This window comes from Streptomyces sp. CC224B (assembly GCF_030010595.1).
In the GTDB taxonomy this organism is placed as follows: domain Bacteria; phylum Actinomycetota; class Actinomycetes; order Streptomycetales; family Streptomycetaceae; genus Streptomyces; species Streptomyces longispororuber.
This window is the reverse complement of sequence record NZ_JASCXL010000023.1, coordinates 79,068-97,606: the sequence shown is the minus strand read 5'-3', so window position 1 is coordinate 97,606 and position 18,539 is coordinate 79,068. Positions and strand designations below refer to the sequence as shown.

Here is an 18,539-nt window from a genome sequence, read left to right as displayed (position 1 = left end):
CCGGCCCGGTGCCCGCGCGCGGCGCCGGGGACGCCGCGCCGCCCGCCGCGCCGGGGCCCTTCCCGGCGCTGGCCGCCGCCGCGTACGCCACGCTCCGCGAGGAGCTCGCCGAGGTCGACGACCCCGAGCGGGGCTCGCTCACCGGCTGGCCGCACGCCCTGGACGAGCAGACCCGGCCGGTCCTGCCGACCCCGACCGGCACGGCGTACGGGCTGCACCTGGTGCTCGAACTGGGCGAGCGCGACGGCCGGTTGAGCCCCTCGCGCCTGGTGGAGACGCTGTGGCGGCTGCGGCTCCCGGACGGCGGCTGGGCGGCGCGCTCGCAGGGCTCGGTGCCCCGGCCGGAGGTGACGGCGCTCGTGCTGGGCGCGCTCGCGCGGGCGGGCGCGGACCCGGCGCGCCTCGCCGACGAGGCGGCGCGCTGCGCGGCCCGCTTCACCCCGGACCTGGAGCCCTCGGGCCTGGCCCGTACGCACGTGGTGACGACGGTGCTGCGCGGCCTGCTGCGGGCGGCGCCGGACGCTCCCGCCATCGCCCGGCTGCGGGCCGAGCTGGTCGACCGCACGATCACCGACCCGGAGCGGGAGCACCGCCGCTGCTGGGGCGCCAGCCTGCGCGTGCCCGCCGGGCACGTGACGCGGCCCTCGCCGGTGCACACGGCGCAGGCCGTCGTCGCCCTGGACCGCGCGGCCCGCGTCCTCGGCGAGGACGCGAACGCCCGGGCGGCGCGCGAGGACGGCGTCCGCTGGCTGCTGTCCTGCCCGGTGCCGGCGCACGACACGTGCGCGGACCTGCGGGGCGCCCAGGAGGAGGTGCGCCGCCCGCACCCGCAGGTGGTGTGGCGTCAGGAGGTGCTGTACGTACGGCACTTCACCGCAGCGTGGATGGTCCGGGCGCTGCTCACGCCCGGCGCCTGGGAGATCGCCGCCGACGAGGGGCGCGAGGAGGCCTGGCGGGCGCTGGTCACGAGCGCCGTCGCGGGCGTCCTCGGCCAGCAGCGCGACGGCATCTGGCACTGGGACGGCCACGACCTCGGCCGTCCGCTGTGGATGACCTATCAGGGGCTTTCGGCGCTGCGGGCCCATGCCGTATGGATGTATCAGCCGGAGGCCTGACCTCCGGCGAGGCGGCCCCGGCGGGCGGGGCCGCGCACAGGAAGGCGGAGCGACCGCGTATGGGTGGACGCCACGTCCTGCGGGCCCGGCGACTGATCGAGGGGACCCTGACGGGGCTCGACGGCGGGGACCTGGTGCGGGCGGCGCGTACGGTCGTCGCCGAACTGGGCTCGGCCGAGCGGCTGTTGCCCCTGGTGACGGAGCTGGCGGCGGGCCTCGGCGACCCGTCGGGGTGCGCGCCGCTGTCGTACCGGCACGTGCTCGGCTTCGACAAGCTGCTGCTCGTCGGGGCCGGGGCCCACCACCGGCTGCGGGCGCACGTCTGGCACCCGGGCACGGTGCGCGCGGGCCACGAGGACATCCACAACCACCGCTCCCCGCTGGCGTCGTACGTCGTGCGCGGCAGGCTCGGCATGGAGCTGTACGAGACGGCGGGCGACGGGGCGCTGACGGCGGCGCGCTACCGCGAGTCGCTGTCGGCGGACGTCAACGACTGGCTCCTGGAGCCGGCGGGCAGTGCCCGGCTGCGCCTGACGCAGACCGCGGAGTACGCGGCGGGCAGCGGCTACGCCCTGTCGCCGTACGCGCTGCACCGGGCGTGGTGCGCGGCGCCGGGCACCACGGTGACGCTGTTCCTGGAGACCGGGGTGGGCCGACGGCGGTACACGGACGTGTTCACCGGGGCGGCGGCCGGGCGGGCGGAGCGCGCGCAGGCGTACGCGAAGGAGCCGCTGGGGGTGGCGGAGTACCTGGAGGAGCTGCGCCGTCTGGGCGAACTCGTCGCCGACGGCGGGCGGTTGGAGCACATGCGTCCCGCCTGAGAGGGCCGCGGGCGGTGGTGCCGGAGTTCGGCGGTGTCAGCGCTCCAGGCGGCTGATGGCCTGCTGGACGACGTCCAGGTTGTAGTCGTCGATCTCGACGGTGCGCAGCTCGCCCGGGGCGAGCCAGCGGTGCTCCTGGTCGGGGTGCGGCAGGGACACGTCGAGGGTGAGGGGCCGCACGAGGAAGTTGTCCTGCCAGTTCTTCACCTCGCGCCCGCGGTAGTCGCTGACGAAGGAGGACTCGCCGACCTTGCACACCACGTGGCCGAGCAGGCCGGTCTCCTCCTTCAGCTCGCGCAGCACGCCGTCGCGGGGCCTCTCGCCCGGTTCGAGCTTGCCGCAGGGCACCCCCCACACGCGTGGCAGGAACCGCTCGGTCTCGCTGCGGCGCACGAGCAGCACGCGGCCCCGGTGGGCCACGACGGCTGCCGCCAGATGGTTCTCACCCGGGATACCCATGCCTCCACCGTAGCGAGGTTTCCGCACCCGGGACAGCCGGGCCGGGTGGTGCGGGGGCGGGCGGCCGGGTGATACGGGGGCGCGCGGCCGGGGCGCGGTGTCCGTTTCCTTCAAGACCGGCCGCGGAGGCGCTGCCTACGCTTTCCGTATGAACAGCGACCACACCACCCCCCGGGTCACACCCCGGCTCGACCTGATCGGCATCGTCGCCTCGGACCTGCCGGCCTCCCTCGCCTTCTACCGCCGCCTCGGGCTCGAGTTCCCTGCCGGTGCCGAGGAGTTGCCGCACGTGGAGACCGCGCTGCCGGGCGGCACGCGCCTCGCCTTCGACACCGAGGACACCGTCCGCTCCTTCCACCCCGCGTGGCGGCCCCCGGCCGGGGGCGGGCGGATCGGGCTCGCCTTCCACTGCGGTACGCCCGCGGGCGTGGACGCGGTGTACGAGGAGCTCGTGGCCGCCGGGTACCGGGCGGAGCTCAAGCCGTTCGACGCGCCCTGGGGACAGCGCTACGCCGTCGTGCTCGACCCGGACGGCAACGGCGCCGAACTCTTCGCGGAGCAGGGGCGGTAGCCGCCGGGCGGCAGCCTCCCCCGGCGGTGCCGTCAGGTGCCGCGCAGCAGGGCACCCAGCGGCGTCCCCGTCAACTCCTTGACGTCGCGCGCCAGATGGGCCTGGTCGGCGAAGCCCGCGACGGCGGCGGTCTCGGCGGGGCTCAGGCCGGAGCGGGCCAGCGCCAGCGCCCGCTGGAGCCGCAGCACGCGCGCGAGGGTCTTGGGGCCGTAGCCGAAGGCGGGCAGCGAGCGGCGGTGGAGCTGCCGGGCGCCCAGGCCCACGGCGGCCGCGGTCTCGGCGACGCCGCGGCCCGCGGCCAGGGACGCCACGACGCGCGCGAGGAGCGGGTCGGGCGCCGGGCCCCGCCCGGCGCGCTCGCAGGCGACGCGCTCCAGGGCGGCCGTCGGGTCGGCGGCGGCGTCCACGCGCGCGGTCAGCCGACGGGCCTCGGCACCGCTCCACAGGTCGGCCAGCTCGACGCGGCGGTCGCGCAGCTCGTGCGCGGGCACCCCGAGGACCGCGGGCGCCGTGCCGGGGGCGAAGCGGACACCGACGTAGCGCCCCTCGGGCAGGGCGCCCGGGGTGTACGCGCGGGTGTCCGGGCCCGCGACGAACAGCCTTCCCTCGGTCCACAGCAGGTCCATGCACCCGTCGGGCAGGACCGGGGAACCCGCGCCCGAGGGGGCGGTGGACTTGCTCCACACGACGGCGCCGGGCAGCAGCGCGGAGGGCCGCTCGGCGTACCCGCCCGCGCCTTCCGGCCCCTCGGCCCGCTCCCTCTCCCCTGCCACGCCGCTCAGGCTACGCCGCACCGGTGCGGTGCTCCTGGGGGCTGACGCCGTACACCCTCTTGAAGGCGCTGGAGAGGGCGAACGCGCTGCCGTAGCCGACCTCGCGGGCGATCGCGGCGATCGTCCGGTCGCTGTCGCGCAGCAGGTCCGCGGCGAGCGCGAGCCGCCAGCCCGTCAGGTACGTCATCGGGGGCTCCCCCACGAGCCCGGTGAACCGGCGGGCGAGCGCCGCGCGGGACACCCCCGCCCGGGCGGCGAGCGCCGCCACCGTCCAGGGGTGCGCGGGTTCGTCCTGCAGGAGCCGCAGGACGGGCCCGACGACCGGGTCGCCGAGCGCCCGGTACCAGGCCGGGGCCTCGGCCTCCGGGCGGGAGAACCAGGCCCGCAGCGCCGCGATGAGCAGCAGGTCGAGGAGCCGGTCGAGGACGACCTCCTGGCCCGGCTCGTCCTTGCCGATCTCCTCGGCGAGGAACGGCGTGAGCGGGCAGTCCCACACCTCGGTGGGCAGCACGAGCAACGGTGGCAGCGCGTCCAGGAGCCGCCCGGTGATCTCGCCCCGCATCTGGTACGTGCCGATCAGCATCCGCACGGGCCCGCCGGGCTGCCCCCACTCGCGCGTCCCGAAGCGGCGGTAGTGGTCCTGGGGCGCGCCGTTCAGCGGTACGCAGACCTGGCCCTGGCGGATCTCCGCGTACGGCTCCGTGTCCCGGTCGCCCGTGACGAGGTAGGGGGCGGGGCCGCGGGCGACGGCGAGGTCGCCGGGGCGGAGCAGCCGGGGCGCGGCGGCCGCACCCGTCCCCTCGGGCACGATCCAGGCCTCGCCGCGCACCATGATCATGACCGAGACCGGTGCCTCGTCCGCGATGCGCACGGCCCAGGGCGGCGCGAAGCACGCCCGCAGCATGAAGGCCCCCCGTGCGCGCGGGCCCTCCAGCAAGCCTGCGAGTACGTCCATGCGGGCAGCGTAGACGCCCGCGTATGGAGGTGAGTCTCTGACCGATGGCCGGGGGCGCGGGGTGCCGGTTGGCTGGGGGCATGACGACGAACACGCAGTACACGGGCGGCGGGACGGCCGCCGGCCCGGCCGGATCCGGCAGTCCCACGATCTTGGTGACCGGGGCGACGGGGCGGACCGGGAGCCGGGTCGCGCGGGCCGCGCGGGCCGCCGGGCTCACCGTGCGGGCGGCCTCGCGCTCCGGCTCCGGTTCCGACTCCGGCTTCGGCTCCGGCTCCGGCTCCGGCTCCGGTGGGGTCCGCTTCGAGTGGCACGACCCGGCCACGTGGGACGCCGCGCTGCGGGGCGCGGACGCCGCGTACCTGGCCTACTTCCCGGACGTCGGCGCCCCGGGCGCCGCCGAGGCCGTGGACGCGCTCGCGCGCCGGGCCGCGGAGCTGGGCGTACGCCACCTCGTCCTGCTCTCCGCCCGCGGCGAGCCCCAGGCGGACGCCACCGAGCGGGCGCTCGCCGCCTCCGGGGTGCGGCGGTGGACCGTCGTACGGTCCGCGTGGTTCGCGCAGAACTTCAGCGAGGGCCCCCTCGTCGACGGCCTGCGGGCCGGGGAGCTCGCCTTCCCCGCCGGGGAGGTCCTGGAGCCCTTCGTCGACGCCCGGGACGTCGCGGACGTGGTGGTGGCGGTGGTCACCGCCGGGGAGCGGTACGCCGGGCAGGTCCTCGAGGTGAGCGGCGACCGGCTCCTGTCCTTCCGCGACGCGGTCGCGGAGATCGCGGCGGCGAGCGGACGGGAACTCACGTACGTACCGGTGGAGCCCCGCGCCTACGGCACGGCGCTGCGCGAATTCGGCGTCCCGGAAGCCGAAGTGGAATTCCTGATCGACCTGTTCGAAACGAACCTGGACGGCCGCAACGCATACGTCTCCGACGGCGTACGGAAGATACTCGGCCGCCCGCCGAGGGATTTCTCGGCCTACGCCCAGGAAACGACCCGCACAAACACTTGGGCGATATGCCCCACGGGGTGACCACCGAACGGGTCGAACTCTTCCCCCGCCCTTGAACGCCGGACTGGCTGAACTCTTCCCTCGCCCTTGAACACCGGACTGGCTGAACTCTTCTCTCGCCCCTGAACGCCGGACTGGCTGGGCTCTTCTCCCACCCGCCCGCCCCCTCCGGGGCGGGTGAGCGGCGGCGGACACCCGGCCCTCCCTGCGGCAACGGACGGGGGAGCCGCCGGGCCGGGGCGTGGCGGGGCGGGAGCAGCTACGCCGGGGCTGGCCCGGAACGCCAGGCAGCTACGGGTGGCCGGGCCCGGCCTCGGCTTGGCAGCTCGCGGATCCGTCGTCGGCTGCACCTCACCGCGTGCCGCTCCGCGGCATGTTCCCACCCGCTCCCCCCGTGCTGCGCGGTGACCTGGCTCGGCCCCGACCTGCCGGCTCGCGGGCCCGTCGCCGGCCGCCCGTCACCACCTGCCGCTCCGCGGCGAATTCCTCCCACCCGCCCACCCGTGACTGCCTGGTGTCCCGGCCTGGCCCCGACCTGGCGGCTTGCTGGCCCGTCGCCGGCTGCCAGTTACTGCTTGCCGCTTCGCGGCACATTTCTCCCTACAGCCCTGCTGCCCCGTCCCAGTCCTGGCTCGGCAACACGCGGGAGCGGCGTCGGCTGCCCGCTCCCCGCGGGTAGTACGGGTGGGCGGGCGGGGGCATCGCCGCGAAGCGGCAAGTGTGGACGGACAGCCGATGGCGGACCCGCATGCCACCAGGCCGGGGTCGGTCGAGGTCACCTGGGTAGTACGAGTGGGCGAGTGGTGACGGGCGGCCACGGAGCCGCGAGCCGCCGGGTCGGGGCCGGGCCACCGGGCAGCACGGGTGGGCGGGTGGGAACACGCCGCGAAGCGGCACGTGGTGACGGACAGCCGACAGCACAGCCGCAAGCCGCCAGGCCAGGACCGAACCGGGCCACCGGGGCAGCACGGGTGGGCGGGTGGGAAGACGCCGCGAAGCGGCACGTGGTGACGGGCAGCCGACAGCGCAGCCGCAAGCCGCCAGGCCAGAGCCGGACCAGGACACCCGGGCAGCACGGGCGGGCGGGCGGGAACACGCCGCGAAGCGGCGAATGGTGACGGGCAGCCGACAGCGCAGCCGCAAGCCGCCAGGTCGGGGCCGGGCCAGGCCACCGGGGCAGCACGGGTGGGCGGGTGGGAGCACGTCGCGAAGCGGCAGGTGGGCCGGGCCACCGGGCAGCGGCACGGGCGGGCGGGCGGGTGGGCCGGGGCAGGCGGAAGCGGAGCTCCGGTCAGGGCTCGGGGGGTGGCTCGTCACGCCTCGCGTGGTGGGCCCGAAGCCGCCCCGTGACGTCCTCCGGAGGCAGGAACCGCGACCACCGCTCGGGAAACTCCGCCGGCATGTCCGGGTCGTCAGGATCCTCCGCGGCCCGCGCCGCCGCGGCCCGGGCGATGAGCTCGGCCGCCTTCGCCTCCCGCACCCGGTCCTGCGCCGCCCGCGCCGCCGCCGTCTGGACGGACGGCCAGACCCGGTCGATCGCCGCGTTGACGGCGGCGCCGACGAGGACGGCGAAGGCGGACACGCCGATCCACAGCAGCACGGCGACCGGCGCCGCGAGGGAGCCGTAGATGGTGGGCCCCTCGACCGTGCTGGTCAGGTAGATCCGCAGCAGGAAGCTGCCGAGGACCCACATGCCGAGGGCGATGAGCGCGCCCGGAATGTCCTCCGCCCACGGGGACCGTACCGGCACTGACACGTGGTACAGCGTGGTGAGGAAGACGACGGACAGCAGGATCACGACGGGCCAGTAGAGGATCTGGACGATCGTCGTGGAGCCGGGGACGAGCTGCACCACCGCATCCGGCCCCGCCACCATCAGCGGCAGCGCCACCGAGCCGATGACGAGCGCGACGAGGAAGAGGACGAAGGCGAGCAGCCGGGTCTTGACGATGCCCCGGGCGCCGTCGAGCCCGTACATGACGGTGATGGTGTCGATGAAGACGTTGACGGCGCGCGAGCCGGACCACAGGGCGAAGAGGAACCCTATGGAGATGACGTCCGGCCGGCCGACCTTCATCACGTCCTCCAGGATCGGCTGGGCGATCTCCCGGACGCCCTTGTCGGAGAGGATCGTGCGGGACGCCTCAAGGATGTTGTTCTCGACGCTCTCGATGGTGTGGGCACCGGTCCACCGGTCCACGTACGCGAGGATCCCGATGAGGCTGAGGAGCAGCGGCGGCACGGACAGCAGCGTGAAGAACGCCGCCTCCGCCGCGAGACCCAGGACGCGGTACTCGATGCAGGAGTTGACGGTGTCCTTCAGGAGCAGCCAGGCGGTCCTGCGTTTGGATACGTTGCGGTAAAGAGCGCGGGCCCGGTTCCAGCGGCCCGGTGCCCGCCCGGGTGTTTCTTTTGCCTGGTGCACCTCCTTACCGTAGCGGCATGGCAGCCACCACCCACACAGTGACCAACCAGGCTCCGCCCCTGGTGGGATATGACGTCTTCACGTGCGACCGGGCGCTCGTGGAGGCGGTCGAGCGGCATCTGGACCCGGCCCTGCTTCCGGAGGCACGCGCGGACCTCTCGCTGCTCGGCCGTACCGCCGGTTCGTCCCAGGCGCAGGAGTGGGGGGCGCTCGCCAACGAGAACCCACCCGTGCTGCACACGCACGACCGGTACGGGAACCGGGTCGACGAGGTCGCCTTCCACCCGGCCTGGCACCGGCTGCTCGGCAAGGCCGTGGGGGCGGGTCTTACGGCGGCCTGGAGCAGGCCGGGCGGGCACGTGCGGCGCGCGGCCGGGTTCCTGGTGTGGACGCAGGCCGAGGCCGGGCACGGGTGCCCGGTGTCGATGACGCACGCGGCCGTCCCCGCGCTGCGCGCCGACCCGGCGCTGGCCGCCGAGTGGGAGCCGCGGCTGACGTCCATCGTGTACGACGCGGGGCTGCGGCCGGCCGCGCAGAAGGCGGGCGTGCTGTTCGGCATGGGAATGACGGAGAAGCAGGGCGGCAGCGACGTACGGGCGAACACGACGCGGGCCACGCCGCTTTCCGAGGACGGCGCGTACACGCTCGTCGGGCACAAATGGTTCTGTTCCGCGCCCATGTCCGACGCTTTTCTCGTCCTGGCGCAAGCGGAATCCGGGCTGACGTGTTTTCTGGTGCCCCGGGTCCTCGACGACGGTACGCGGAACGCGTTCGCCGTCCAGCGGCTGAAGAACAAATTGGGGAACAGGTCGAACGCCTCCGGCGAGGTCGAGTTCGACGGGACGTGGGCGCGGCGGGTCGGGGACGAGGGGCGCGGGGTGCGCACCATCATCGAGATGGTGGCGGCCACCCGGCTGGACTGCGTGATCGGCTCCGCGGCGCTGATGCGGCAGGCCGTCGCGCAGGCCGTGCACCACGCCTCGTACCGGGAGGCGTTCGGCGGCAGGCTCGTCGACAAGCCGCTCATGCGCAACGTCCTTGCGGACCTGGCGCTGGAGTCCGAGGCGGCGACGACGCTCGCGCTGCGGCTGGCCGCGGCGTACGACGACGGGGGCGAGCGGGAGCAGGCGTTCCTGCGGCTCGCGGTGCCGGCGGCGAAGTACTGGGTGACGAAGCGCTGCACGCCCCTGGTCGCGGAGGCCCTGGAGTGCCTGGGCGGCAACGGCTACGTGGAGGACTCGGGGATGCCGCGGCTGCTGCGCGAGTCGCCGCTGAACTCGATCTGGGAGGGTTCGGGCAACGTCCAGGCCCTCGACGTGCTGCGGGCGCTGCAGCGGGAGCCGCTGGCGCTCAACGCCTTCCTGGAGGAGGTGGGCGCGGCCCGCGGCGCCGACCACCGCCTGGACGCGGCGATCAAGGACCTGCTGACGGAGCTGGCCGACCTGGCGGGCGCGGAGGCGCGGGCGCGCCGGTTCGTCGAGCGCATGGCGCTGGTGCTGCAGGGCTCGCTCCTGGTCCGGTACGCGCCGCCGCAGGTGGCGGACGCGTTCTGCGCCTCCCGGCTCGGCGGCGACTGGGGCGCGGCGTTCGGCACGCTGCCGCACAGCCTGGACCTGGGCGCCGTGGTGGACCGGGCGGCGGTGCACCGGTGAGGTGAGGAGCGCCCGTCGTACGCGGGACGGGCGCGCGCTCGCGGGCGCGCGCCCCGGGGGAGGCCCGGCGAGCCCCGTGCGGGGGGCCGGTAGGCGCCCGAGGGGCCCGGACGGCACCACCGGGCGGCAGTGCTGTCACGGGGGTGGTGCTGCGCCGACACGGCACCACCCCCGGTTTTCAGGCCCCGTCGGGACGGGCACCGCACGCGGCGGCGCGCTGCCAAGTTTTGGACACCGTACGACTGTTCGCCAGAGTTGCAGGGGGTTGCAACTCCGGCTTTCAACGACTGGCCGAGGCATGTCCCTCGGCCCGCCCGGAAGGGCACGATGAGTACATGACCCCGCTGTGGGCCTGCTCGGGGAGCGGGAGGAAACCGGTGATGGACACGCGCGCCACGTTCGACCTCGAACGGCTCACGGCGGTGAACGCCGCCCAGGCCGCGCGGCTGCTCCTGGAGATGCGGGACGCCAGGATCGCCGGGCAGCGCGCCCGGTTCGGGCCGCGGCCGGTCATCGGCGCGTCCTGGGACCGGATGCTGGCGTGCGGCGTCGACCCCGAGCGGGACATCCGCGCGGGTGTGCTGTCCACCGACGAGGTGGAGCGGCGGCGGCAGGCCTCACCGCTGCGGGCCGTGCTGCCGGTCCTGCGCGAGGGGCTGCTCTCGATGGCGGACGTGGCGCAGCACATCATGGTCGTCGCGGACGCCGACGGGCGGCTGCTGTGGCGCGAGGGCAACAAGTCGGTGCTCAGGATGGCCGACGGGCACGGTTTCGAGGTCGGCGCGGACTGGCGCGAGAGCGTCGTCGGCACCAACGGCGTGGGGACGGCGATCGTCACCCGCCGCCCCGTGCAGGTGTTCTCGGCCGAGCACTTCGTCCGCTCGCACCACGACTGGACGTGCACGGGCGCGCCCATCAGCGATCCGCGCGACGGGCGGCTGCTCGGCGTCGTCGACATCAGCGGGCCGCTCGAGACCCTGCACCCGGCCACGATGGCCCTCGTCGGCTCGGTCGCCAAGCTCGCCGAGGCCCGGCTGCGCGAGCAGCACCTGACGGCCCTGGACCGGCTGCGCGCGGTGGCGGCGCCGCTGCTCGCCCGCCTGGACGGGCGCGCCGTCGCGGTGGATCCGCACGGCTGGACGGCCGCGGTCACGGGCATGCCGCCGGTGGACCGGGTCACGCTGCCGAAGGCCCTCGCGGACGGCCGGACCTGGCTGCCCTCGCTCGGCCGGTGCGCGGTGGCGCCGCTGCCCGGCGGCTGGCTGCTGCGGGTCGAGGACGAGGCGGACCCGGCGTCCGCGGGGGCCCGGGTGGTGGTGGACGTCAGCGGGCCGCGCCGCTGGACGGTGACCGTCACCGGCAGCGCGGGCTGCTGGACGCACGAACTCTCCCCGCGCCACGCGGAGCTGCTGTTCCTCCTGGCCACGCACCGGGCGGGCCGCAGCGCGGCGGGCCTGGCCGCGGACCTGTTCGGCGACCCGGGGCGCACGGTCACGGTCCGGGCCGAGCTGTCCCGGGTCCGCCGCTACCTGGGCGGGCTCGTCGCGCACCGCCCGTACCGCTTCCACGAGGAGGCGGACGTCGACCTGGTGCTGCCCGAGGATCCGGCGCGGCTGCTGCCGTACTCCCTGGCCCCGGCGGTGGTCAGGGCCCGGGAGGACGCGGTGCCGTGAGGCCGGGCGTCCGCCTCGTGCCGCGCCCCGGGGTCCGCTGACACGAGTCAGGGGCGGGCTCGGTGGCCGGGCCGCGCCCGGCCGTGGTTCCCTGGCCGCCATGAGCATCACTGTCACCACCTGGTCCCTGGAGCAGACCGCTCCGACCGATCTGCTGCCGGCCCCGGCGCCGCAGGGAGATGTGCGGATCGTGCGGGCTGAGGTGCCCTCGCCCGAGTTCAGCCGGTTCCTGTACTCCGCCGTCGGCGGCGACATCCACTGGGTGGACCGCCTCTCGCTCAGCTACGCGCAGTGGCAGGAGCATCTGACGCGGCCGGGCGTGGAGACATGGGTGGCGTACGACCGGGGCACGCCCGCCGGGTACGTGGAGCTTGACCCGCAGGACGACGGCGCCGTGGAGATCGTCTACTTCGGCCTCGTCCCGGCCTTCCGGGGCCGCGGGATCGGCGGCCACCTCCTGTCGTACGGCACCGCCCGCGCCTGGGACCTGGCCGAGCGGTGGCCGGGGCGTGCCCCTACGAAGCGGGTGTGGCTGCACACGTGCTCCCTGGACGGGGAGCACGCGATGGACAACTATCTGCGGCGGGGGTTCAAGCTCTTCCACACGGAGGTCTCGCAGGAGCGGCGGGGGGAGACGCCCGGGCCCTGGCCCGGGGCCCGGCCCTGACGCGCTCCGCCGTCGTCGGCTGCCGGGTATCCCCCCACCCGCCCGCCCTTCCCTCGGCCTCCGGCCTCGTCCTCAGACGCCGGACGGGCTGGAGCCGTCTCGCGTCCCGCCGTCGTCGCCTGCCGGTGCGTTTCCCCACCCACCCGCCCTTCCATCGGCCTGGCGGCCTCGTCCTCAAACGCCGGACGGGCTGAGAGGGTCCGCTGCGCGCCGTCGGCGGGTGGCGGGCAGCCAACGGCGGCGCGACACGGGCTTCCAGCTTCCGGCCGACGACGGCGCGTCGCGGAAAGTACCAGCCCGTCCGGCGTTTGAGGACGAGGCGCGGAGCGCCGATCAAAGGGGGAGAGGGGCGGAGCCCCAGACGAAGAGGGCGGGGGCCCGGGGGCGGCAGCCACCGGTTTCGGGGAGGGGTGGGGCTGGGGCGCCCCGCGCGGGCCATCCCACCATGCGAGACCCAAGCGTCCAGCATCCGGATAACGGTGGACTCCCTCTCCCGCCGCATGCCAGGCTTTCGGCATGTCTCGAGCTGGAATCGCCTTGGTGAGTCGACGTCACGTCGACCTCGTCCGCGTGTCCAGCGCCATGTGTCCGGCGAGCTGAGCAACCCGGCACCGCCGCTTCCCCCGTACTGACCCCTCCCCGCGCACCACCGCGCCTTCCGCGCGAGTGCGCAGGTCAGAGCCGCCTCAGCCCGCTGTGAAGGACGTACCCATGGCCGCAACCCCGGATCGAACCGTGCCCGCCGCACCCCGTCGCAGGACGGGCCGCCACCGCGGCGAGGGCCAGTGGGCCGCCGGACACTTCACGCCGCTGAACGGGAACGAGCAGTTCAAGAAGGACGACGACGGTCTCAATGTGCGGACACGCATTGAGACGATCTACTCCAAGCGCGGCTTCGACTCCATCGACCCGAACGACCTGCGCGGCCGGATGCGCTGGTGGGGCCTGTACACCCAGCGCAAGCCCGGCATCGACGGCGGCAAGACGGCGGTCCTCGCGCCGGAGGAGCTGGACGACGAGCACTTCATGCTGCGGGTCCGCATCGACGGCGGCCGGCTCACCACCGACCAGCTCCGGGTCGTCGGCGAGGTCTCGCAGGAGTTCGCCCGCGGCACCGCCGACATCACCGACCGGCAGAACATCCAGTACCACTGGATCCGCATCGAGGACGTGCCGGAGATCTGGCGCCGCTTGGAGGCCGTGGGCCTGTCCACGACGGAGGCCTGCGGCGACACCCCGCGCGTCATCCTCGGCTCCCCCGTCGCCGGGATCGCGGAGGACGAGATCATCGACGGCACGCCCGCCGTCGAGGAGATCCACCGCCGCGTCATCGGCAACCCGGCCTTCTCGAACCTGCCGCGCAAGTTCAAGTCCGCGATCTCCGGCTCGCCGCTGCTCGACGTGGCGCACGAGATCAACGACGTCGCCTTCGTGGGCGTGCGCCACCCCGAGCACGGGCCCGGCTTCGACCTGTGGGTCGGCGGCGGCCTGTCCACCAACCCCAAGATCGGGCAGCGGCTCGGCGCCTGGGTGTCGCTGGAGGACGTGCCCGACGTGTTCGAGGGCGTCATCTCCATCTTCCGCGACTACGGCTACCGGCGGCTGCGCAACCGCGCCCGGCTGAAGTTCCTCGTCGCCGACTGGGGCGTGGAGAAGTTCCGCCGGGTCCTGGAGGACGAGTACCTGCTGCGCAAGCTCGCCGACGGGCCCGCGCCCGAGCAGCCCGTACAGCGCTGGCGCGACCACGTCGGCGTGCACCGGCAGCGGGACGGCCGCTACTACGTCGGCTTCGCCCCGCGCGTCGGCCGCGTCGACGGCACCGTCCTGACGAAGATCGCCGACCTCGCCGCCGCCCACGGCTCGGGCCGCCTGCGCACCACCGTCGAGCAGAAGATGATCGTGCTCGACGTCGCGGAGGACCAGGTCGACTCCCTGGTCGAGGGCCTGGAGTCGCTCGACCTGACCGTGCGCCCCTCGCCGTTCCGGCGCGGCACCATGGCCTGCACCGGGATCGAGTTCTGCAAGCTCGCCATCGTCGAGACGAAGGCGCGCGGCGCCTCGCTCATCGACGAACTGGAGCGGCGCGTCCCGGACTTCGACGAGCCGCTCACCATCAACATCAACGGCTGCCCGAACGCCTGCGCCCGCATCCAGGTCGCCGACATCGGCCTCAAGGGCCAGCTCGTCCTGGACGAGAACGGCGACCAGGTCGAGGGCTACCAGGTGCACCTGGGCGGCGCGCTGGGCCTGGAGGCCGGGTTCGGCCGCAAGGTGCGCGGCCTGAAGGTCACCGCCGCCGAGCTGCCGGACTACGTGGAGCGGGTCCTCAGGCGCTACCAGGCCGAGCGCGAGGACGGCGAGCGGTTCGCCACCTGGGCGGCCCGCGCCTCCGAGGAGGCCCTGTCATGAGCGTGGTGAGCGAAGCGAAGGGCACGGCATGAGCGAGCGCGCGGCACCCTTCTACTGCCCGTACTGCGGCGACGAGGACCTGCGTCCGGGTGAGCAGGGCCACGGCGCCTGGGAATGCGCGGCGTGCAACCGCGCCTTCCAGGTGAAGTTCCTCGGGCTGCTCGCCCAGGGGCTTCGACGCAACGACGGTGGAGGGGCAGAGATATGACGACCACTCAGCAGGTGTCGGCCGACACCCCGGCCGACGAGCTCAAGGCGCTCGCCGAGCGCGCCGGGCGCGACCTGGAGGACGCCTCCGCCCTGGAGATCCTCACCTGGGCCGCCGACACCTTCGGCGCCCGCTTCTGCGTGACCTCCTCCATGGAGGACGCCGTGGTGGCCCACCTCGCCGCCCGGGCCCGGCCCGGCGTGGACGTGGTGTTCCTCGACACCGGCTACCACTTCCCCGAGACCCTCGGCACCCGCGACGCCGTGGCGGCCGTGATGGACGTCAACGTCATCACGCTCACGCCCCGGCAGACCGTGGCCGAGCAGGACGCCGAGCACGGCCCGCGGCTGCACGACCGCGACCCGGACCTGTGCTGCGCCCTGCGCAAGGTCAAGCCCCTGGAGGAGGGCCTGGCCGGCTACCTGGCGTGGGCCACCGGCCTGCGCCGGGACGAGTCGCCGACCCGCGCGCACACCCCGGTCGTCGGCTGGGACGACAGGCGCCGCAAGGTGAAGGTCTCCCCCATCGCGCGCTGGACGCAGGACGACGTGGACGCCTACGTCGCCGAGCACGGCGTGCTCACCAACCCGCTCCTCACGGACGGCTACGGCTCCGTGGGCTGCGCCCCGTGCACCCGGCGCCTCCTGGAGGGCGAGGACGCGCGCGCGGGCCGCTGGGCCGGACGCGCCAAGACCGAGTGCGGGCTGCACGGATGACGGCCGCCCCGCACCCACCCCGGCCGACACCGCCCCCGGCCCCCCACACCGTTCAGGAGACCCACGTGACCGGAGCCACCGTCTGGCTCACGGGCCTGCCCAGCGCGGGCAAGACCACCATCGCGTACGAGCTGGCGCGGACGCTGCGCGAGCGGGGCCGCGCGGTCGAGGTGCTCGACGGCGACGAGATCCGCGAGTTCCTCTCCGCGGGCCTCGGCTTCAGCCGCGAGGACCGGCACACCAACGTGCAGCGCATCGGCTTCGTCGCCGAGCTGCTCGCCCGCAACGGCGTGCTCGCGCTGGTGCCCGTCATCGCGCCGTTCGCCGACAGCCGCGACGCGGTGCGCAAGCGCCACCAGACGGCCGGCACCCCGTACCTGGAGGTGCACGTCGCCACCCCGGTGGAGGTGTGCTCCGTCCGCGACGTGAAGGGCCTGTACGCCAGGCAGGCGGCGGGCGAGCTGACCGGTCTGACGGGCGTCGACGACCCGTACGAGGAGCCCGACTCGCCCGACCTGCGCCTGGAGTCGCAGCACCAGACCGTGCCCGAGTCGGCGGCGGCCGTGCTGGCGCTGCTGCGGGAGAGGGGCGTCCTGTGAGCGACGCCCCCGCGGCCCTCCCGCCGCGGACGACCACGGGATCCGAAGCGAACGACAGGCGAAAGGGACGCACCATGACCACCGCCGCGACCGTGTCCGAGGACTCCGCGCGCCCCGGGCGCGCGGCGGGCGACGACAGCCCGTACGCGCTCAGCCACCTGGACGCCCTGGAGTCCGAGGCCGTGCACATCTTCCGGGAGGTGGCGGGCGAGTTCGAGCGGCCGGTGATCCTGTTCTCCGGCGGCAAGGACTCCATCGTCATGCTGCACCTGGCGCTGAAGGCGTTCGCCCCGGCGGCGGTCCCCTTCGCGCTGCTGCACGTCGACACCGGGCACAACTTCCCCGAGGTCATCGACTACCGCGACCGCGTCGTGGCGCGCCACCGGCTGCGGCTGCACGTGGCGTCCGTGCAGGACTACATCGACCGCGGTGTGCTCAGGGAGCGGCCGGACGGCACCCGCAACCCGCTGCAGACGCTGCCGCTGACGGAGAAGATCCAGAGCGAGCGGTTCGACGCCGTCTTTGGCGGCGGGCGCAGGGACGAGGAGAAGGCCCGCGCCAAGGAGCGGGTGTTCTCGCTGCGCGACGAGTTCTCGCAGTGGGACCCGCGCCGCCAGCGGCCCGAGCTGTGGCAGCTCTACAACGGCCGGCACGCCCCCGGCGAGCACGTGCGGGTGTTCCCGCTGTCCAACTGGACCGAGCTGGACGTGTGGCAGTACATCGCGCGGGAGCAGATCGAGCTGCCCGAGATCTACTTCGCCCACGAGCGCGAGGTGTTCCGGCGCGACGGGATGTGGCTGACCGCCGGGGACTGGGGCGGGCCCAAGGACGGCGAGGACGTCGAGAAGCGGCTGGTGCGCTACCGCACGGTCGGCGACATGTCCTGCACCGGGGCCGTCGACTCCGACGCCACCACCCTGGAGGCCGTGATCACCGAGATCGCGGCGTCCCGGCTCACCGAGCGCGGCGCCACCCGGGCCGACGACAAGCTCTCCGAGGCCGCGATGGAAGACCGCAAGCGCGAGGGGTACTTCTAGCCATGACCACACCCACCACGGCCGTCGCCGCCGACCGGCTCGGCGCGACGACGCTGCTGCGGTTCGCCACCGCCGGGTCCGTCGACGACGGCAAGTCCACGCTCGTGGGCCGGCTGCTGCACGACTCCAAGTCGGTCCTGGCCGACCAGTTGGAGGCCGTGGAGCACGCCTCGCGCAGCCGCGGCGCCGAGGGGCCCGACCTGGCGCTGCTCACCGACGGCCTGCGGGCCGAGCGCGAGCAGGGCATCACCATCGACGTGGCGTACCGCTACTTCGCGACCGCCCGGCGCCGGTTCATCCTCGCCGACACCCCCGGCCACGTGCAGTACACCCGCAACATGGTCACCGGCGCCTCGACGGCCGAGCTCACGGTCGTCCTGGTCGACGCCCGCAACGGCGTGGTCGAGCAGACCCGCCGGCACGCCGCCATCGCCGCGCTCCTGCGGGTGCCGCACGTGGTGCTCGCGGTGAACAAGATGGACCTCGTCGGGTACGCGGAGCCGGTGTTCGCGGAGATCGCCGAGGAGTTCACCGCGTACGCCACCGAGCTGGGCGTCCCCGAGATCACCTCGATCCCGATCTCGGCGCTCGCCGGGGACAACGTGGTGGAGCCGTCGTCGAACATGGACTGGTACGGCGGCCCGACCGTCCTGGAGCACCTGGAGACGGTGCCGGTCAGCCACGACCTGACGAGCTGCCACGCCCGGCTCCCGGTGCAGTACGTGATCCGGCCGCAGACCGCGGAGCACCCCGACTACCGCGGGTACGCGGGGCAGATCGCGGCGGGCACCTTCCGCATCGGCGACGAGGTCACCGTGCTGCCCTCGGGCCGGTCCTCGCGGATCGCGGGCATCGACCTGCTCGGCGAGCCGGTGGACGTGGCGTGGACGCCGCAGTCGGTGACCGTGCTCCTGGAGGACGACCTCGACGTCTCACGGGGTGACATGCTCGTCCCGAGTACTGATACGCCGCCGACCACCCAGGACATCGCCGCCACCGTCTGCCACGTCGCCGACCAGCCGCTGGCCGTGGGGCAGCGGGTGCTGCTCAAGCACACCACGCGCACGGTCAAGGCGATCGTGAAGCAGATCCCGTCCCGGCTCACCCTGGACGACCTGTCGCAGCACCCGAACCCCGGGCGGCTCGTCGCCAACGACATCGGCCGCGTCCTGGTGCGCACCGCCGAGCCGCTCGCGCTCGACGCGTACGCCGACTCGCGCCGTACCGGCTCCTTCCTCCTCATCGACCCGGCGGACGGCACCACGCTGGCCGCCGGCATGGCGGGCGAGGCCTTCGCGCGGGCCGAGGCGCCCGCGCCCGCGGCGGACGACGAGGGATGGGACTTCTGACCATGGCCCGCTCCGATGTCTTCTCGACCTTCGCGAAGGAGGGCGGCCGCGTGGGCAGCGGCGCCCTCGGCGCGGGTTCGGGCGGCGTGACGCGATGTGCGGCGTG

18 protein-coding genes are annotated in these 18,539 nt (G+C 74.5%); 14 read left to right on the top strand and 4 right to left on the bottom strand.

Annotated features, from left to right (window positions below; genetic code table 11):
* Both QK440_RS12050 and QK440_RS12045 read left to right on the top strand, forming a co-directional pair.
* Nucleotides 1-1,115, top strand: a 1,115-nt coding sequence (locus QK440_RS12050; RefSeq protein WP_282793047.1) for a hypothetical protein, incomplete at its 5' end; no start/stop codon positions are given.
* A 59-nt stretch (nucleotides 1,116-1,174) separates the two neighbouring features.
* Nucleotides 1,175-1,936 carry a hypothetical protein gene (locus tag QK440_RS12045; RefSeq protein WP_282793046.1) on the top strand — a complete coding sequence of 254 codons (762 nt, stop codon included), beginning with the start codon at nucleotides 1,175-1,177 and terminating at the stop codon, nucleotides 1,934-1,936.
* A 36-nt stretch (nucleotides 1,937-1,972) separates the two neighbouring features.
* On the opposite strand, the gene QK440_RS12040 is transcribed toward QK440_RS12045, so the two are convergent.
* Nucleotides 1,973-2,395, bottom strand: coding sequence for an NUDIX hydrolase (locus QK440_RS12040; protein ID WP_282793045.1), 423 nt, complete (start codon nucleotides 2,393-2,395; stop codon nucleotides 1,973-1,975).
* Between the two features lie 148 nt (nucleotides 2,396-2,543).
* Between QK440_RS12040 and QK440_RS12035 the strand changes: the two genes are divergently transcribed.
* Nucleotides 2,544-2,966, top strand: coding sequence for a VOC family protein (locus tag QK440_RS12035; protein ID WP_282793044.1), 423 nt, complete (start codon nucleotides 2,544-2,546; stop codon nucleotides 2,964-2,966).
* A 32-nt stretch (nucleotides 2,967-2,998) separates the two neighbouring features.
* Here QK440_RS12035 and QK440_RS12030 read toward each other — a convergent pair whose 3' ends face one another.
* Nucleotides 2,999-3,739, bottom strand: a complete 741-nt coding sequence (locus tag QK440_RS12030) for a helix-turn-helix domain-containing protein (protein WP_282793043.1) — start codon at nucleotides 3,737-3,739, stop codon at nucleotides 2,999-3,001.
* Between the two features lie 10 nt (nucleotides 3,740-3,749).
* Nucleotides 3,750-4,694: an AraC family transcriptional regulator gene (locus QK440_RS12025; protein ID WP_282793042.1), complete on the bottom strand. Its 945-nt coding sequence runs from the start codon at nucleotides 4,692-4,694 to the stop codon at nucleotides 3,750-3,752.
* Between the two features lie 80 nt (nucleotides 4,695-4,774).
* Here QK440_RS12025 and QK440_RS12020 point away from each other — a divergent pair, with 80 nt between their 5' ends.
* Nucleotides 4,775-5,719 carry an NAD(P)H-binding protein gene (locus QK440_RS12020; protein WP_282793041.1) on the top strand — a complete coding sequence of 315 codons (945 nt, stop codon included), beginning with the start codon at nucleotides 4,775-4,777 and terminating at the stop codon, nucleotides 5,717-5,719.
* Nucleotides 5,720-6,989: 1,270 nt separating this feature from the next.
* Here QK440_RS12020 and QK440_RS12015 read toward each other — a convergent pair.
* Nucleotides 6,990-8,123, bottom strand: a complete 1,134-nt coding sequence (locus QK440_RS12015) for a YihY/virulence factor BrkB family protein (protein WP_282793040.1) — start codon at nucleotides 8,121-8,123, stop codon at nucleotides 6,990-6,992.
* A 17-nt stretch (nucleotides 8,124-8,140) separates the two neighbouring features.
* Between QK440_RS12015 and QK440_RS12010 the strand changes: the two genes are divergently transcribed.
* From QK440_RS12010 to QK440_RS11970, 10 genes are all read left to right on the top strand, one after another.
* Nucleotides 8,141-9,775, top strand: a complete 1,635-nt coding sequence (locus QK440_RS12010; RefSeq protein ID WP_282793039.1) for an acyl-CoA dehydrogenase family protein — start codon at nucleotides 8,141-8,143, stop codon at nucleotides 9,773-9,775.
* A gap of 380 nt (nucleotides 9,776-10,155) precedes the next feature.
* Nucleotides 10,156-11,448 carry a GAF domain-containing protein gene (locus tag QK440_RS12005; RefSeq protein WP_282793038.1) on the top strand — a complete coding sequence of 431 codons (1,293 nt, stop codon included), beginning with the start codon at nucleotides 10,156-10,158 and terminating at the stop codon, nucleotides 11,446-11,448.
* A 100-nt stretch (nucleotides 11,449-11,548) separates the two neighbouring features.
* The gene (locus QK440_RS12000; RefSeq protein ID WP_282793037.1) at nucleotides 11,549-12,115 is read left to right on the top strand and encodes a GNAT family N-acetyltransferase; all 567 of its coding nucleotides are present in this window, start codon (nucleotides 11,549-11,551) and stop codon (nucleotides 12,113-12,115) included.
* A gap of 516 nt (nucleotides 12,116-12,631) precedes the next feature.
* Nucleotides 12,632-12,715 carry a putative leader peptide gene (locus QK440_RS41380; RefSeq protein ID WP_318783855.1) on the top strand — a complete coding sequence of 28 codons (84 nt, stop codon included), beginning with the start codon at nucleotides 12,632-12,634 and terminating at the stop codon, nucleotides 12,713-12,715.
* 111 nt (nucleotides 12,716-12,826) lie between these two features.
* Complete coding sequence (locus QK440_RS11995; RefSeq protein ID WP_282793036.1) at nucleotides 12,827-14,524, top strand: nitrite/sulfite reductase; 1,698 nt, start codon at nucleotides 12,827-12,829, stop codon at nucleotides 14,522-14,524.
* Between the two features lie 28 nt (nucleotides 14,525-14,552).
* Entirely contained in the window at nucleotides 14,553-14,732 is a 180-nt protein-coding gene (locus QK440_RS11990; RefSeq protein ID WP_282793035.1) for a hypothetical protein, read from the top strand.
* Nucleotides 14,729-15,448, top strand: a complete 720-nt coding sequence (locus QK440_RS11985; RefSeq protein WP_282793034.1) for a phosphoadenylyl-sulfate reductase — start codon at nucleotides 14,729-14,731, stop codon at nucleotides 15,446-15,448. The genes QK440_RS11990 and QK440_RS11985 overlap by 4 nt, the downstream gene beginning before the upstream one ends.
* The gene (gene cysC, locus QK440_RS11980) at nucleotides 15,445-16,047 is read left to right on the top strand and encodes an adenylyl-sulfate kinase (RefSeq protein ID WP_282793033.1); all 603 of its coding nucleotides are present in this window, start codon (nucleotides 15,445-15,447) and stop codon (nucleotides 16,045-16,047) included. The genes QK440_RS11985 and cysC overlap by 4 nt, the downstream gene beginning before the upstream one ends.
* A 74-nt stretch (nucleotides 16,048-16,121) precedes the next feature.
* Entirely contained in the window at nucleotides 16,122-17,084 is a 963-nt protein-coding gene (cysD, locus tag QK440_RS11975) for a sulfate adenylyltransferase subunit CysD (RefSeq protein WP_282793032.1), read from the top strand.
* A gap of 2 nt (nucleotides 17,085-17,086) precedes the next feature.
* The gene (locus QK440_RS11970; protein ID WP_282793031.1) at nucleotides 17,087-18,433 is read left to right on the top strand and encodes a GTP-binding protein; all 1,347 of its coding nucleotides are present in this window, start codon (nucleotides 17,087-17,089) and stop codon (nucleotides 18,431-18,433) included.
* Nucleotides 18,434-18,539: the final 106 nt, after the last annotated feature.